This window comes from Actinacidiphila sp. bgisy167 (genome assembly GCF_057707665.1).
The window spans coordinates 1-15,236 of sequence record NZ_JBYIQP010000047.1 but is presented as its reverse complement, the minus strand read 5'-3'; the positions used below and the strand labels follow the sequence as shown (position 1 = coordinate 15,236).

Sequence of the window (15,236 nt, the reverse complement as noted above, 5' to 3'; positions counted from 1 at the left end):
GGTGACATCGGCATGATATGCGCAGACGGGTGGGTTGGCGTCCGGTGCGCCGGGGAGCCCTCTCCCGCGCGTCGCGAGGCGCCGGAGTGCCGCGCGCCGGCGGTCGGTACCGCGGGTCGGCCAGGGGCGTCCCCGAGCGGGCGTGCGACCGGGACGGCGGTGCCTGGACCTCTCCCGAGCGACGACCCCTCACCGCGGGAATGTACGGGGGCGTCACCTGACCGGTCGTCACCCCGGTCGTCTCAGGCGGCGCCGTCGTCGGCCCACTCGCAAGGCCGTGGTTCGGTGGCAACGGCACGGCGGTGCGCAACGCTGGGCGGAACCGCCAGCGGAGTGATCAGGGGCCCGCCCGGCGTGCCGCGCCGCGGACCGAGGCGGGTAAAGGGGTTTCGATGAGCGCGGGCCGCCGACCGGTGGCCGCCGCAACTGTGATGGAGGCCGTCATGCGTGTCAGCCCTGCCGCTGTGTCCGTCCTGTCCGCGGCGATGCTGGTGGCCGCGGCGCCCACCGCGCGGGCCGCGGACGGCTGGCACACGCAACGCGACGGAGGCCGCAGCGTCCGGCTCGCCGTGCACGACTCGGGGCGTGTCGGCCAGGCCGTGATCACCGTCCACCGGGCCGGGCGCGGCTGGATCGTCGACGCCCTCGTCACCAAGGAGGTGGACGACCCGGGGTGCGTCTTCCTCGCCACCGACGACGGCCGGCGCGACGGCCGGGGCAGGGAGATCGGCGCCCAGTGCGGCTCCGCGGGCAATACGACGCGCATGATCACCCACACGGAGTTCCGGCGGCTCGTCCTCGGCTGGGCCGACGGCTACGGCGCCCACACGGAGCGGAGCGTCAGGATCTGACCGCCCGCCCGGCGTCCGCACCCCCACTCCCACCGCCGTCGCCGCAGTCGATGCCGCAGCCGCAGCGGACGAGCGCGGGATCACCGTGGGGCCCGCCCGCACCCCGTCCCGCGGCAGTGCGCCGGCCCCGACCCGGAGGCCGGGCGACGGCGTCAACCGTTCCGCGGTAGTGCCGTAACCCCGCATCCCGGCGGGACGTTGGATCTCGGGCGCCGCGCCCTGTCCGGGCGAGGCGCGGGCCCATCAGCCCCTGGGTCCTTCGCCCGCCCCCCACCAGGGACTTTCCCACGGGAGCCGCCGATGCCGCCCGCCTCCGCCATGCCCGCACCCCCCGCCGCCGGGGAACGCGGCAAGCGCCGCCTCGCCCTCGTGGGAGGATCACTCGGCAATCTCGTCGAGTGGTACGACTGGTTCGTCTACGCCAGCTTCGCCCTCTACTTCGCCGACGCCTTCTTCCCCGGCGGCAATCCGACCACGCAGTTGATGAACACCGCGGGCATCTTCGCGGTCGGCTTCCTCATGCGCCCCGTCGGCGGATGGGTGCTGGGCCGGGCGGCCGACCGCCACGGCCGCAAGAGCGCGCTGACCCTCACCGTCACCATGATGTCGGCGGCAGCCCTCCTGATCGCGGTCGCCCCGACGTACGCCCAGGCCGGGTACGCCGGCGCGCTCGTCCTGCTCTTCGCCCGGCTGCTGCAGGGCATGAGTATCGGCGGCGAGTACGCGGCCAGCGCGACCTACCTGACCGAGGCGTCCGACCGCACTCGGCGCGGTCTCGGCTCGTCCTTCCAGTACGTGTCGATGACGGTCGGCCAACTGCTGGGGCTCGTCATCCTGATCAGCCTTCAGCATCTGCTCACCGTGGACCAGTTGCACGACTGGGGGTGGCGCGTCCCCTTCCTGCTGGGCGCGGTCTTCGCGGTGGTGGTCTTCTGGATCCGGCGCCGGCTCGAGGAGACCGACGCCTTCGCGGAGGAGGCCGGCGCGCCGGACAGCGCCCGCGGTTCGCTCCGCCTGCTGTGGCGGCACCGGCGCCAGGCTCTGCTGGTCATGGCGCTCACCTTGGGTGGCACGGTGGCGTACTACACGTACACCACGTACCTCACCAAGTACCTCGTCGGCACTGCGGGCATGGCCAGGAACACCGCCACCCTGGTCAGCTTCACCGCGCTGCTCGTCTTCGCGCTGCTCCAGCCGCCCGCCGGGGCGCTGTCCGACCGGATCGGCCGCCGGCCGCTGCTCATCACCTTCGCCGCGGGGTGCACGCTCGGCACCTACCCGATCATGACGGCGCTCGGCACGGCCGGCTCGTACTGGTCCGCGCTGGGGCTCTCGCTTCTGGCGCTGGTCATCGTCACGGGCTACACCTCGATCAACGCCGCCGTGAAGGCCGAGCTCTTCCCGACCCGTGTACGGGCGCTGGGCGTGGCGCTGCCGTACGCGATCGCCAACGCACTGTTCGGCGGGACGGCGGAGTACGTGGCCCTGTGGTTCAAGGAGGCGGGACACGAGAGGGCCTTTTTCTGGTACGTGTCGGCGTGCGCCCTGGTCTCCCTCGTCACCTATGTCCTCATGCCCGACACCAGGAACGCCGCACTCACCCGCGCCGAAGCGACGGCCGACGCCGACGTGCGGCGGTCCGCGCGTTCGCCGGCCGATGGCGTGGTGCGCCAGGACCGCTCGTGACGTGACCGGTGCCCGCCGACAGGTGGAGTGCCGTCGCGGCCCACGGTCATGCGTGCCGTCGCGGCCCGCTGCCACGGCGCTCGGCAGGCCGGGCACCGGCAGTGCGGCGCCACTCGCCGGGGGGCACGCCGTAGGCGGCACGGAAGCTCCGGTTGAAGTGTGCGGGGCTGGCGAAGCCCCATCTCAGCGCGATCGCCTCCACCGTCACCCCGGCCATGTCGGGACGCGCCAGATCCTTCCGGCAGGCTTCCAGCCGCTCGCGGTTGATCCACCGGCTGACGGTCGTCTCCTCGTCCTGGAACAGCTTGTGCAGGGAGCGCACGGACATCCGGTGAGCGGCGGCGATCATGGCCGGGCTGAGGTCCGGCCGCTGCAGGTGCGCTGTGATGTAGTCCCGGACGAGCAGCCTCCGGGTTTCCGCGGCAGTCGGCGTGACGTCCGTGTGCAGCCGCCCCTCGTGCGCGGCCAGCGCGGTGAGCACGTCGATGATGCCCCGCTGCAGGTGCTGTTCCGTGCCCGGCAGGCAGTCGCCGGACTCCGCCGCCGCGGCGAGCCGGCTCACGAAGGAGGCGAGGATTCCCCCGACATGGTGCGTGGGGGGATACACCCGGCCGATGATCTTGGCCAGACACGAGCCGGGGACGTCCAGCATCTCGAAGGGGACGGCAGCGATGCTCTGGCGGTAGTGACCGGGGAAGTCCCGCAGGAAGGGCCGTCGCGCGTCGAACATGGCCAGGCACCCCGAAGTGAGAAGGGTCTCCCGTCCGCCTTGGTCGACGACGCTGCTGCCCGCCTCCTGGAGGCTGAGAAGCAGGGGGGCCTCGGCCTCGTTGGCGATGATCGTCCGGGTCCGGGCCATGCGCTGGGGGCCTGCTTCGACACGGCCGATGTGGATGTCCCCGACCGATGCCGCCCAGGCGGAACCGTAGATGGCGGCGTCGTCGCGGGGCCGGACTTCGAGCCGGGTGGCGGCATGGCGGACCGCCTCGGCCCAGTACTCCTCTCGCTCGCCGGGTGGGTGGGCGTCGGTGCGGAATGTCTTGATCACGATGCCTCCGTGTCAGTGAGAATCATCACGAAGACGTCCCGGAGCATCGCTGTAGCGACCCCCAGGTGGCCGGGAACCGGCATCTGCACCGTAGTCCCCTTTCCGTCGCAGGCGGCCCGCACGGCGAAACACTGCGGTTCATCCGCAGAAAACCGCACCACAGCGGCTTCGCCCTGCCGATGTGGGCGCGAGCGTCGGACGGCCGAGGAGCGCCCGGCCCCTCGCGTGGACGGGGTCGCTGAACGTCGGCCGAAAGTCGTAGGGTGACGCGATGGGTTCCGACTTCCGCCCGAAGCGGGCGGCATTCCGTGCTTCGTAACGTGCTTGTCATGAGCTCCACGTGGCACACCGGACCCGCCCGCACCGCTCCGGCCGTCGGCCCGGGCTGTCGGCGCGGATTGCGGCGTGGGGTCGCGTTCCACCCCCACCTCCGTGACGCCTCGTGTCGGCCGCGCCTCCACGGCGGCGGATCGACCGCGTCACCCGAAGGACTTCTCATGCCCTGCGCACCACTGGCGGCCTCCGTCGTCCGCACCGTCGACCCGCCCCCGCCGCCCGGGGGCACGGCGGGACCGGAACTGACGGTCGACCTGGCAGCGATCGCCGGGAACACCCGCCTGCTCGCCGCCCGTGCGGCCCGCCTGATGGCGGTGGTGAAAGCCGACGGCTTTGGACACGGCGCGGCCGACGCGGCCAGGGCGGCACTGGGCGCGGGCGCGACATCCCTCGGTGTCACCTCCGTCGAGGAGGCGATGTCCCTCAGGACCGAGGGCTTCCGTGTGCCGATCCTGAGCTGGCTCAACCCGGTGGATGCCGCCTTCGAGGAGGCCCTGCGGGCCGATGTCTCCGTGGCCGTCCCCGGCCAGGAGCACCTGGCCGCGGTGGCGAGCGCCGCGAGCCGGGCAGGACGCACGGCACGGGTGCATCTGCACCTGGACACGGGCATGGCGCGGGACGGTGCGGCCCCCGGGCAGTGGGCCGAGCTGTGCCAGCAGGCCCGCGAGGCGGAGCGCGCCGGCCTGGTCCGGGTGATCGGCGTGATGGGCCACCTCGGCTGCGCGGACACCCCGGGGGACCCGTGCACCGACCGCGCCCTCGCGCTCTTCCGGGAAGCGTCGAACGCCGCGGCACGGGCCGGACTGCGACCGGCCGTCCGCCATCTCGCCGCCACCTCGGCGACCCTCACCGACCCGCGGACCCGCTTCGACCTCTGCCGCGTCGGCGCCGGCCTCTACGGAATCGACCCGACGCGCACGACCCGGCTCCGCCCGGCACTGACGCTCCGCGCGCCCGTGGTGTCGGTGCGCACGGTGCCGGCCGGCGCCGGGGCCGGTTACGGGCACGCGTGGACCGCCCCGCGGCGCACCAACCTGGCCCTGCTCCCCGTCGGATACGCGGACGGCCTTCCCCGTGCGGCATCCGGCCGCGCCGAGGTGCTTCTCGGCGGTCGCCGCTGCCCCGTGGTGGGCCAGGTCTCCATGGACCAGGTGATCGTGGACTGCGGCGAGCACGCGGCCGCGCTCGGCGACGTCGCCACCGTCTTCGGCACGGGCGACGGAGGCGAGCCCACCGTCCGGGACTGGGCCGGGTGGTCCGGGACGCTGGAACACGAGATCGTGACCGGCCTGGGCACCCGCCTGCGCCGCACTGTGCACCACGCGGAGGAGACCGCATGACCGCCTTCGGAAACACCCCCCGCGTCCGCGTCGCCGTGCTCGGCGGCGGCCGAAGCGCCGAGCACGAGGTCTCGCTGGCGTCCGCGGTGTCCGTCCGCTCGGCGCTCGATCCGGCCGTCTACGACGTCGTGGCGCTCACCATAGGACGCGACGGGCTGTGGCGGGACGCCGCCGGGCAACCGCTCGCGGACTCCGCCGCGGCGAGCCTGTCCGCGGCACTCGTGGTGCTGGGCGGCTGCGACGTCGTCTTCCCGGCGCTGCACGGCCCGCTCGGCGAGGACGGCACGCTGGCGGCGCTGCTGGACCTGGCGGAGATTCCCTATGTCGGTTCCGGGGTCCGGGCCGGCGCCCTCGCCATGGACAAGTGGGCGACGAAACTGGTGGCGGAGGCGGTGGGCATCTCCGTCGCCCCGGGCTTCCTGGTCACCGCCGACAACGCGCACGAGGTGCGTTTCGACCACCCGGTCGTCGTCAAACCCGTGGCCGCCGGCTCCAGCCACGGTGTGTCCCTCGTCACCGACGAGGCGGACCTCGCCCCGGCGGTGGCCGCCGCGCTCCGGATCGACGACAGGGTCCTGATCGAGGATCTGGTCGCCGGCCGGGAGGTGGACCTCGCCGTACTGCGGCGCGCGGACGGCAGTCTGGTGGTGGGGCCCCCGCTGGAGATCCTTCTGGAGGACGGACGCCTCTTCGACACCGAGCAGAAGTACGACGGCGGAGCGCGCTTCGTGATCCCCGCCCCGCTGTCCGCCGAGGAGCACGACGCGCTGGTCGACGCCTCCCTCGCCCTCTTCGCGGCGCTGGGCTGCCGCGGGGTGGCGCGCTGCGACTTCTTCCTCACCGCGCGGGGCCCCGTCCTCAACGAGGTCAACACCATGCCCGGCATGACCGCGCAGTCCCAGGTCCCCAAGATGTTCGCGCACCAGGGGCTGGCGTACCCCGCGCTGCTCGACGAACTCGTCCGCGGCGCCCTCGCCCCGGATGCGGCAGCCGAGCAGGGACGACGGTGAGCGGTCAGCACAGCGGCGGCGACCACGAAGCCGCCTCTTCCCCGGCCGGCCACGGCGGCGCCTCCGAGGGCCACGCGGTGCAGCGCGCGTTGCGGATCGCCCAGGTCTACGCCCAGGCCGTCCTCGACGTGGTGGTGCTGGGCGCGGAAACCGACCGCACGGACCCCACGGACCGCACGGCGGCGGAACCGCCGACCGCCGCGCGCCCCGGCGCCGCCGGTCCGGCCGGGGACGCGGGGAGGGGACGCCGAGACTCCGAGGCGGATCGGTGACACCGGACAGGGCGCCCGCAGCGGCCGCCGCCCGGGCGGCGAGCGGAAGCGGAGAGGACGGGAACGCGCGGAACCGGGCGGTCGGCCTCCTCGGGCGGCTGGTGCGGGGTGTCGGGTGGCTGGCGGCCCTCACCGCGCTGGTGGTGCTGGGAACCCTGGACGTGACGATGGAAGTTGACCGGCTGCCCGTCGTGGTGGTGGCGCTGGCCGTGGCCGTGATCATGCCGAAGATGGAGGCCCAGGCGCTGGGCGCCTTCGCCGCGGTCCTGGGGGCGGGCCTGGTGCTCTTGGTGCTCGTCGCGCCGCCGGACGCCTACAACCTCCTGCCCTTCGGCTTCACTCCCACCGCCGTGGGCACCGTCCTGGTCGGACTGGTCGCGTGGCGGGCGGAGCCCGTGCGCGCCGCCCTGGCGGTCCCGCTCCTGTCGGCGGGCCTGCTGCTGCAGCCCGCCCGGCTGGACTACCGGAAAGAGGCGCTGGTCCTCGCGCTGGTAGTGGCGCTGGGCTGCGTCATCGCCGCTGCCTCGGGTCTGTCCCTGCGCTTGTTCCAGACCGACCGCCAGCGGCAGGTGCTCGCGGCCCAGCAGGCGCAGCGGACGGCCATCGCGTCCGATCTGCACGACTACGTCGCCCACCACGTCACGGGCATGGTCGTGCTGGCCCAGGCGGCCCGGGCCGTGGCGGCGAGCAAGCCGCAGGCCGTGCTCCCGGCCCTCGAGCGCATCGAGGCGGCCGGCGAGGAGGCCATGACCGCCATCCGCCGCATGGTCACCCTGCTGCGGGAACCCGACGCCCACGTCCGGTTCGCGCCGACGGGCACGATCGCGGACATCGCCTCCCTTGCCGGTCACTTCACCTCCGACAGCGGTCTGGAGGTGAGGCTGAGCATCGAGGGGGAGGTCGACACGGTCCCCATCGACGTGCAGTCGGCCGTGCACCGGGTGGTCATGGAGGCGCTGACCAATGTGCGCAAGCACGCCGGCGACGCCCGGTCGCTGGACATCCTGGTCCGCCGCGAGGACAGGCCCGACGTCGTGACGGTCGAAGTCTCCGACGACGGTCCCCGCCGGGACGGCCGCGACCGTGGAAGGGAAGGCCGCGCGCCGGACGGCGGCTACGGCCTCAAGGGTCTGCGGGAGCGGGCGGCGGCGCTCGGCGGCTCCTTCAGCGCTGGCCCGAACAGCCCGAAGGGCTGGACCGTACGGGCACACATACCGACCGGAGGAGCCCGGTGACCATTCGCGTCCTGCTGGCCGACGACCAGGCCATGGTCCGCACCGGCTTCTCGCTGATCCTCGGCGCTGAGGACGACATCGAGGTGGTCGGGGAGGCCGACGACGGCGTCCGGGCCCTGGAGATGTCCCGCGCGCTCGCACCCGACGTCGTCCTCATGGACATCCGCATGCCGCGGATGGACGGGCTGCAGGCGCTGCGCGAACTCAACCGGCCCGGCTCCACGACCTCTCCGAAGGTCGTCGTCGTCACCACCTTCGACGACGACGAGTATGTGTACGAGGCCCTGAACAGCGGCGCCTGCGGATTCCTCCTCAAGGACTCCGGCCCGGCCCTGCTCACCGAGGCGGTGCGCGCGGCGTACTCCGGGGAGGCCCTGGTCAGCCCGGCGATCACGATCCGCCTGCTGAAGGGCCTGCGGCCGCCGCGCACCCTCGTCCCGTCGGGAGCGGGTCTGTCCGCACGGGAGACCGAGGTCGTCCGTCTCGTCGCCGAGGGCCTGACCAACGCGGAGATAGGGGCCGCGCTCTTCGTGTCCCTGGGAACGGTCAAGACGCACCTCGGAAACGTCCAGAACAAGCTCTCCGCCCGCAACCGCGTCGAGATCGCCCTGTGGGCGTGGCGCTCCGGGCTCGTGGAACGGTAGCCGCCCGGCAGGTCCCGAGGTGGAGATCCGGCACTCGACCGAAAGTCGGAGTGACCCTGGATCAGGGTCGTACTTCCGCCCGAAGCGTCGGCACGGGGAAGCGCCGTAGCGTGGCTGTCATGAGATCGCCGCACGGTCCGACCCCGCGACGGTCCGCACCCGAGCCGGCTCAGCGGCCCGCCCGCACCGGGCCGCGGGGGTCAGCCTTCCACCTTCCACCCGCCCAGGAGGCTTGCGATGTCCTCTCTCATGCACCGGCTCATCCGCTCGGCCCGGGTCTACGCGCAGACCGCCCTCGAGGTCGCCGTCCTCGGCGCGGGCGACGACCTGATGAGGCGCGAGCCGGCCGTCCCCCAGCCCGCCGCCACCGCCGTCCGCCATGCGTCAGAGACGGACCCGTCGGCGAAGGCGGCATGAGGGACGACCGGCTCAGGGGGCACGGGAGGTGACGCGCCGGCACCCGGACGCCGGGCGCCCGTCCCGCAGTTGCGTCCCGCCGTCGACGACGTCGCTGCTCCGGCGCAGGGCACGGTGGATCGGGATGCGCTCATGGTGTGCGTGCCGGAGCGGCCGCACGACATCGGGCGTCAGGGCGACGACCTCGCGGAGCCCTAGCCGACACGCTCCTTGAGGGGACCGCGGGATTCCGGGTGACCGGGATCATCGGCCGGGGCGGCGGCCCGCAGCGCCGCCTCGATGCGGCGGTTGCCGGTCATGGTCGCCGTGACGGTGGTCATGGTCAGGAGGAGGCCGGAGGCGGCGAAGAGCGGGGTGCGCACGTCGTGCACGGTGGCCAGCCAGCCGCCGAGGAAGGCGCCGAACGGGGCGGCGCACATGGCGAGCATGCGGGAGGTGGAGGCGACCCGGCCCATCAGGTGCGCGGGCACGATCGCTTGGCGGAGGGAGGGGCCTAGCACCATCGTGGCGCCCATACCCGCTCCGCAGACGGCGAGCGCGAGGCCCGCGACGTACGGGTCGGGGGCGGCGGCAAGGCCCAGGACCGCGAGTCCCTCGACTGCCGCCGTGCAGGTCAGCGCGGCGCCGGTGCCGAGTCGCCGGCCTACGGAGGAGGCGATGCCCGCGCCGAGCAGACCGCCGGTGGCCTCGGCCGTGAGGAGCAGACCGAAGCCGAGGGCGCCGATTCCGAGACGGTCGTGCGCGAACAGGGCGAGTACGGTCTCCACGGCGAGGAAGGCGATGTTCCCGACCGCCGGACGCAGCGCGAGCCCGAGCAGCAACGGGTCCCGGAACACGTACGAGGCACCGGCCCGTGCCTGCCGCAGCAGCGACTCACGGGCCTGCGGTACGGGCCGGGGTGCGGCAGGCAGCGAGCGGATGAGGAGCGCGGAGAGGGCGAACGAGACGGCGTCGGCGAGCAGCGGAACCGCCCGCCCGAGCGCGAGCAGGGCACTGCCCGCGGGCGGCCCGGCGAAGCCGGACGCGGCGGTCTGGGCGCCGCGCAGGCGGGAGTTGGCGCGCTCCAGGAGTGCGGGGACGCGACCGAGCAGATCCGGCAGATAGGCCGTGGCGGCCGTGTCGAAGAAGAGCCCGCCGAGGCCGAGGAGGAAGGCGACTGCTGCGAGCAGCGGGATGCTCAGCAGGTCGAGCGCCGCGGCTGCCGCCGGTATCACGAGGAGCACCGCACGTGCGGCGTCCGTGACCCACATCGTGCGCCTGCGGTCCCAGCGGTCCACCAGCGCACCGCCGAGCACCCCGAAGAGCAGCCACGGCAGTGTTCCGGCCGCCGTGACGACGGCGAGGGCGATGGGATCCCGCGTCAAGGCCAACGCGAGCAGCGGCAGCGCGGCATGCGACACCCCGTCCCCGAGCGAGGACACCGTCTGCGCGGTCCACAGCCGCCCGAATTCGGTCGGCAGCTTGAGCTCGTCCGAGGTCATGTGGCGTCACCTCCGGCCTGCGTGCGCGACGCCGGGTGGAACAGGGCGAAGACGAGTGACGCGTCCGGCAGCGACGGATCGGACAGCTCCCGGTACTCGTCGGCCAATGCCTCGAGCCGCGCCCCCAACTGCGCGAACTGCTCATCGGTGAGCCGCAGATGCGCCATCCGCACGTGCCGTTCGCCGTCCACCGGCGCTGCTTCCAGATCCGCCACCGCGTTCCGCATCAGCACATCGGGGCCTCCCTCGCCCGGATCCGGCAGCACGATCGACCGCGCGGCCATGGCGTAGTACCGCTCGGTGACCCCCCGGACCTTCCGGGTCCGGACCACCTTGACCAGGCCGGCCCGCTCGAGCAGCCGTACGTGGTAGCTGGAACTGCCCTTGGCTAGGCCCACGCGCTCGGCGATCTGCGTGATCGTCGCGGGCTCGAAGCGGAGCACAGCCATGATCCGGTGACGGGTGAGATTGGAGACGGCGCGCAACTGCTCGTCCGTGGTGACGTGGAACGCCTCGGGAAGATCGTCGGTTGGCATGGAGCAATGGTCAACGAATCTTGACCATTTGCCAAGCGCATTTCGCGCGGACTGCCGGAACGCCCTGGAATGCCGGTGCGGCGGGTAGGGGGCGTCGGCCCCGGCCCGCCCGCATACCCTCATGTGCGCACGGAACGGCGGCCGTCCTGCCTGCCGCTTGCGGCAACCGGCCCCGGGCAGCCGGCCGGCGCGGCACGACGGCCTTGCCCAATGCGGTCGTGCGGCCGCGGGGAGGGAGCGACCGAGGGCCATCGGTCTGCGGGGGCGCTGCGGCAGGGCCGCCGACCCGGAGGCGGCGGGGCGGGTGCGATCTTCCTCACATCCCGGGCATATCGCCACGGTTCGGACGAGCCTGCCGGCCTGCGCGCGGGACCCGTCCCCAGGTCGCCGGCGAACCGGGCGACACTCACGCTCTCCGGCTGCGGCGGCGACCCGTGGCCGCGGCCCCGGCGGCGTCGACCGACCGTCAGCACCACGGAACACGCTGGGGATCGGGGGCTTCGCCCGCCGTGACAGCACCGCGGAACACCGGTACGCCGCCCCGCGGCCGCGGCCGCGAGTCGTGCCCCGGCGCACCGCCGGGCCGCCCGGGCGCCTGACCGCGCCGGGGCCCACAGGAGCCCGCACCGCCCCGGCCGGACGTAGCCGACGTCACATTCCGTCCCGTCCAACCGCCCGCCCACACTGGGCAGTCAGCACGACCGGCGACAACCCGATGAACGGAGTGACATGGGTCGACCACGTGGCATGGGTCATACGCGCATATCCCGGCGGGGCATGGCGGCCGCGGTCCTCGCGGCTGTGGCGGTCCCGGTGGCCGCGGGAGCCGCCACAGCGGAGGCCGCCCCCGTAGCGCCCCAGGTGAGCTGCCGCTCGGCGGCGCCCGGGCTGGCCTCGGAACTGCAGCGGGACATCACGAAGGCGCTGGAGGGCGGCACCGCCCGTACCGCCGTCTCCCTGCACGACCGCACGACCGGCACGTCGTGCACGCTGCGCGCGGACCAGCACTTCGACTCCGCCAGCACGGTCAAGGTCACCGTACTCGCGACGCTCCTGCGGGACGCCCAGCAGCACCACCGCGACCTCACCCCCGACGAGACCCGGCTCGCGACGGCCATGATCACGCGGTCGGACAACGACGCCACCACCGCGCTGTGGAAGCAGCTCGGCGTCGCCAAGATCAGCTCTTTCCTGGCCGCCGCCGGGATGAACCACACCGTGCCGGGCTCCGGCGGGACCTGGGGCCTCACCCAGATCACCGCCGGGGACGAGCAGAAGCTCCTGGACCTGCTCACGGCTCCGAACGCCGTGCTCGGCGACACATCGCGCGCCTACGCCCTCCAGTTGATGAACGAGGTCGTCCCCTCCCAGCGCTGGGGCACCCCCGCGGGCGCCCCGGGCACCGCGGTCGTCCACGTCAAGAACGGCTGGCTCTCCCGCGCCACCCACGGCTGGCGGGTGCACAGCCTGGGCGTCTTCACCGGCGGCGGGCACGACTACAGCATCGCCGTCCTCACCGACGACGACCCGACGATGGCCTCCGGCATCGCCACCGTCGAGAACGTCTCGCGCGTGATCCACCGGGACGTCGACGCGGCCTGAGGGCCCCCGCGCCGCCTGGTCGCCGGACAGGCGGCGACCCCGGCAGCGCCGCGGCACGTGACGCGGGAACGACGGGTTCACGCCCGGGAGAGTGCCTCCTCGGCGGCCCGCGACGCCGCCTCGCGGTCGGCGGGGACGAGTCCGATGCGGGTGCGCCGGTCGAGGAGGTCACCGGTGTCGAGCGCGCCCTCGTGGCGCACGGCCCACACCAGTTCGGCGTGCGTGACGGGATGGCCGGGGACGACCGGTCTGCGCAGGGCGGGGTCGGCGTCTCCGAGGGCGTGCACGGCGGGCGCCTCGGTGCTGTAGCGCCGCACCAGACGGCGCGGGGCCTTGAGCCCGGTGAGCAGCCGCGGCGCGGCGGCTCCCACGAGCGGGAGCGACGCGGTGCGGCAGGGTCCGGCGCGGAGCCCGCGGGCCGAGACGACCGCGTCGACGGCGTCCTCGGCCATGCGGCGGTACGTCGTGAGTTTGCCGCCGACGACGGTCACCACTCCCTCACCGGAGGTGAGCACCGCGTGCTTGCGCGAGATGTCGGCGGTGCGGCCCGTCCCGTCGGCGGAGGGGTCGAGCAGTGGCCGCAGCCCCGCGAACGCCCCCACCACGTCGGACCTGCGGACGGAGACCTCGAGTGCTGTGCCGAGCACGTCGAGCAGGAAACCGATGTCCGTCTCGGGTGCTTCGGGTACATCGGGGAGGGCGCCGTCGACCGGCTCGTCGGTCAGCCCGATGTACACCCGTCCGTCCCCCTGCGGCAGGACGAGTGCGAAGCGGTGGGACTCGCCGGGGATCGGGATGTGCAGACCCGCGGGCAGGCCGCCGAGGCCGCCGGAACCACCGAGGCTGTCGGGGCGCAGCACCAGGTGCGTGCCGCGGGACGGCCGCAGCCGTAGGCCGTCGACGAGACCGCCCGCCCACACGCCGGAGGCGTTGACCACCGCGCGGGCCCGGATCGTGTGTTCCTCGCCGGTCAGCTCGTCGCGGACGACGGCGCCCGAGCCGCTGAGCGAGAGCGCGCGCACACGCGTCAGGATCCGCGCCCCGTGCGCCGCCGCGGTCCGGGCGATGGCGGTCACGAGCCGGGCGTCGTCTGCGAGTCTCCCGTCCCAGGACAGCAGGCCGCCGCGGAGTCCGGCGGTACGCAGCGCCGGCGCGAGGTGCCGGGTCTCCGCCGCGGACAGCCGGCGCGGTCCGGGGAGTGTGGCCCGCGCCGTCCGCGCCGACAGGCGCAGCGCGTCTCCGGCCCATAAGCCGGACCACGCCTGCGCGGCCTGGCGGTGCGAGACGAGCGGGGTCAGCGGCAGTACGAAGGGTTGCGGGCGGACGAGGTGCGGGGCGGTGCGCCGCATCAGCACGCCGCGCTCCACCGCGCTCTCGTACGCGACGTCCAGCCGGCCCGCGGCGAGGTAGCGCAGGCCGCCGTGGATCAGCTTGGAGCTCCACCGGGAGGTGCCGAAGGCCAGGTCGTGGGCGTCGATCGCGGCGACCGACAGCCCGCGGGACGCCGCGTCGAGGGCCGTCCCCGCGCCGGTGGCCCCGAGGCCGACGACGAGGACGTCCACCGGCACGCCGGCGGTGAGTTCCGCGAGCTCGCGGGCGCGCCGCACGGAGGTGAGCGAGGACGCGGGGGAGGGGGCCGGGCTGCTCGTGGGGCTCGTAGGGCTCATGGGGCTCATGGGGCTCATGGGGCTCATGGGGCGAGGGTCCTCTCCAGGATGTCCCGCAGCTCCCCGAGGAAGGCCTCGGAGGTCAGGCCGGGCTCGTCCTCCTCGGTCATGGTGCGCAGCGAGAGCGTGAACGACTGGACGATCAGCAGCACGGAACGGGCCTGCCGCACGAGGTGCCCGGGGCGGACCGAGCCGTCGGTGTGGCCCTCCTCGAGGACACCGGCGACGAGCTCCAGCAGCGCGTCCTGGCTGGCGCCCCGGCGGTCCAGCACATAGGGCAGGAGCAGATCGGGGTCGACGTCGAGGATCTTGACGAACAACGGGTGGGCGCGGAAGGCGCGCACCCCCGTCACCAGCCCCTCCACCAGATGCGCCCGGGCGCTGCCGCCCTCGCGCCGTTCGGGCATCGCCGCCAGGGCCACCGACACCCACTCGCGGGTCATCAGGTCGCCGACGAGCGTGCGGACGTCGGGCCAGCGCCGGTAGAGCGTCATCCGGGAGACGCCGGCCCTGCGGGCCACGTCGGTCAGGGTGGTGCGGCGGACGCCGACGGCCAGGACGCAGTCGCGGACCGTGTCGAGCACCGGATCCGCCGTCCAAGTGTTGTGACGAAGAGGCGTCATCTGTCACAGTGTAATGCCCGTGCTGCCGCACGAGACGGAAACCCCGGAACCGACCGGTGAGGACGAGCCCGTGGACATGATGTGGAGCGGCTGGGGCGATCCGGCCGAGGCGGCCCCGCTGCCCGACGCCGTCGTCGGCCTGCTGCGGGACCTGCTGGGGGTGCGGCCCCGTGACGCCGGGCCGGTGGCGCTGGCGGACATCACCGTTCCCCCGTCCCCGCTCACCGCGAAGGCCCTTCGGGACCTCGTCGGCTGCGTGGGCGACCCGGCCCACGTGCGCGTGGACGCCGAGAGCCGGATCCGCCACACGCGCGGCAAGTCCACCCCCGACCTGCTGCGCAGCCGTGCCGGGGACGTCGGCGGCACCCCGGCGGCCGTCGTGCTGCCCGCCGGCCACGACGAGGTCCTCGCCGTCCTCGCGGTCTGCGCGGACCACGGCCTCGCCGTCGTCCCCTTCGGCGGCGGCACCAGTGTCGTCGGCGGCCTAG

At 73.9% G+C, this 15,236-nt stretch carries 15 protein-coding genes; 10 read left to right on the top strand and 5 right to left on the bottom strand.

Translation table 11 applies throughout. From position 1 onward, the window contains the following. The first annotated feature begins 443 nt into the window (after positions 1 to 443). Positions 444 to 851 (top strand): hypothetical protein, encoded by a 408-nt coding sequence (locus AC3ET4_RS18720; RefSeq protein WP_431950761.1) that lies wholly within the window; start codon positions 444 to 446, stop codon positions 849 to 851. 318 nt (positions 852 to 1,169) lie between these two features. Then, positions 1,170 to 2,537 (top strand): MFS transporter, encoded by a 1,368-nt coding sequence (locus tag AC3ET4_RS18715; RefSeq protein WP_431950799.1) that lies wholly within the window; start codon positions 1,170 to 1,172, stop codon positions 2,535 to 2,537. A gap of 46 nt (positions 2,538 to 2,583) precedes the next feature. On the opposite strand, the gene AC3ET4_RS18710 is transcribed toward AC3ET4_RS18715, so the two are convergent. Further along, positions 2,584 to 3,585, bottom strand: coding sequence for a helix-turn-helix domain-containing protein (locus tag AC3ET4_RS18710; protein ID WP_431950759.1), 1,002 nt, complete (start codon positions 3,583 to 3,585; stop codon positions 2,584 to 2,586). 497 nt (positions 3,586 to 4,082) lie between these two features. Here AC3ET4_RS18710 and alr point away from each other — a divergent pair, with 497 nt between their 5' ends. From alr to AC3ET4_RS18680, 6 genes are all read left to right on the top strand, one after another. Continuing rightward, entirely contained in the window at positions 4,083 to 5,261 is a 1,179-nt protein-coding gene (gene alr / locus AC3ET4_RS18705; protein ID WP_431950758.1) for an alanine racemase, read from the top strand. Next, the gene (locus tag AC3ET4_RS18700; protein ID WP_431950756.1) at positions 5,258 to 6,271 is read left to right on the top strand and encodes a D-alanine--D-alanine ligase family protein; all 1,014 of its coding nucleotides are present in this window, start codon (positions 5,258 to 5,260) and stop codon (positions 6,269 to 6,271) included. The genes alr and AC3ET4_RS18700 overlap by 4 nt, the downstream gene beginning before the upstream one ends. After that, a complete protein-coding gene (locus tag AC3ET4_RS18695; protein WP_431950754.1) occupies positions 6,268 to 6,543 on the top strand; it encodes a hypothetical protein in 276 nt (91 codons plus the stop codon). The genes AC3ET4_RS18700 and AC3ET4_RS18695 overlap by 4 nt, the downstream gene beginning before the upstream one ends. Further along, positions 6,540 to 7,778, top strand: a complete 1,239-nt coding sequence (locus tag AC3ET4_RS18690; protein WP_431950752.1) for a sensor histidine kinase — start codon at positions 6,540 to 6,542, stop codon at positions 7,776 to 7,778. The genes AC3ET4_RS18695 and AC3ET4_RS18690 overlap by 4 nt, the downstream gene beginning before the upstream one ends. Beyond that, positions 7,775 to 8,422: a response regulator gene (locus AC3ET4_RS18685; RefSeq protein ID WP_431950750.1), complete on the top strand. Its 648-nt coding sequence runs from the start codon at positions 7,775 to 7,777 to the stop codon at positions 8,420 to 8,422. The genes AC3ET4_RS18690 and AC3ET4_RS18685 overlap by 4 nt, the downstream gene beginning before the upstream one ends. A 237-nt stretch (positions 8,423 to 8,659) precedes the next feature. Further along, the gene (locus tag AC3ET4_RS18680) at positions 8,660 to 8,839 is read left to right on the top strand and encodes a hypothetical protein (RefSeq protein ID WP_431950748.1); all 180 of its coding nucleotides are present in this window, start codon (positions 8,660 to 8,662) and stop codon (positions 8,837 to 8,839) included. A 194-nt stretch (positions 8,840 to 9,033) separates the two neighbouring features. Here AC3ET4_RS18680 and AC3ET4_RS18675 read toward each other — a convergent pair whose 3' ends face one another. Next, a complete protein-coding gene (locus AC3ET4_RS18675) occupies positions 9,034 to 10,320 on the bottom strand; it encodes an MFS transporter (protein WP_431950746.1) in 1,287 nt (428 codons plus the stop codon). Next, entirely contained in the window at positions 10,317 to 10,856 is a 540-nt protein-coding gene (locus AC3ET4_RS18670; RefSeq protein WP_431950744.1) for an ArsR/SmtB family transcription factor, read from the bottom strand. Before AC3ET4_RS18670 ends, AC3ET4_RS18675 begins: the two co-directional genes overlap by 4 nt. A gap of 777 nt (positions 10,857 to 11,633) precedes the next feature. On the opposite strand from AC3ET4_RS18670, the gene AC3ET4_RS18665 reads away from it, so the two are divergent. Further along, on the top strand, positions 11,634 to 12,458 hold the full coding sequence (locus AC3ET4_RS18665) for a serine hydrolase (protein ID WP_431950742.1): 825 nt from the start codon (positions 11,634 to 11,636) through the stop codon (positions 12,456 to 12,458). A gap of 77 nt (positions 12,459 to 12,535) precedes the next feature. Here the strand turns inward: AC3ET4_RS18665 and AC3ET4_RS18660 are convergent, their stop codons facing one another. Both AC3ET4_RS18660 and AC3ET4_RS18655 read right to left on the bottom strand, forming a co-directional pair. Next, on the bottom strand, positions 12,536 to 14,125 hold the full coding sequence (locus AC3ET4_RS18660) for a glycerol-3-phosphate dehydrogenase/oxidase (RefSeq protein WP_431950740.1): 1,590 nt from the start codon (positions 14,123 to 14,125) through the stop codon (positions 12,536 to 12,538). Positions 14,126 to 14,148: 23 nt separating this feature from the next. Continuing rightward, a complete protein-coding gene (locus tag AC3ET4_RS18655; RefSeq protein ID WP_431950738.1) occupies positions 14,149 to 14,748 on the bottom strand; it encodes a TetR/AcrR family transcriptional regulator in 600 nt (199 codons plus the stop codon). Positions 14,749 to 14,824: 76 nt separating this feature from the next. Here AC3ET4_RS18655 and AC3ET4_RS18650 point away from each other — a divergent pair. Further along, the coding region (locus AC3ET4_RS18650) for an FAD-binding protein (protein ID WP_431950797.1) at positions 14,825 to 15,236 on the top strand (412 nt) is incomplete at its 3' end.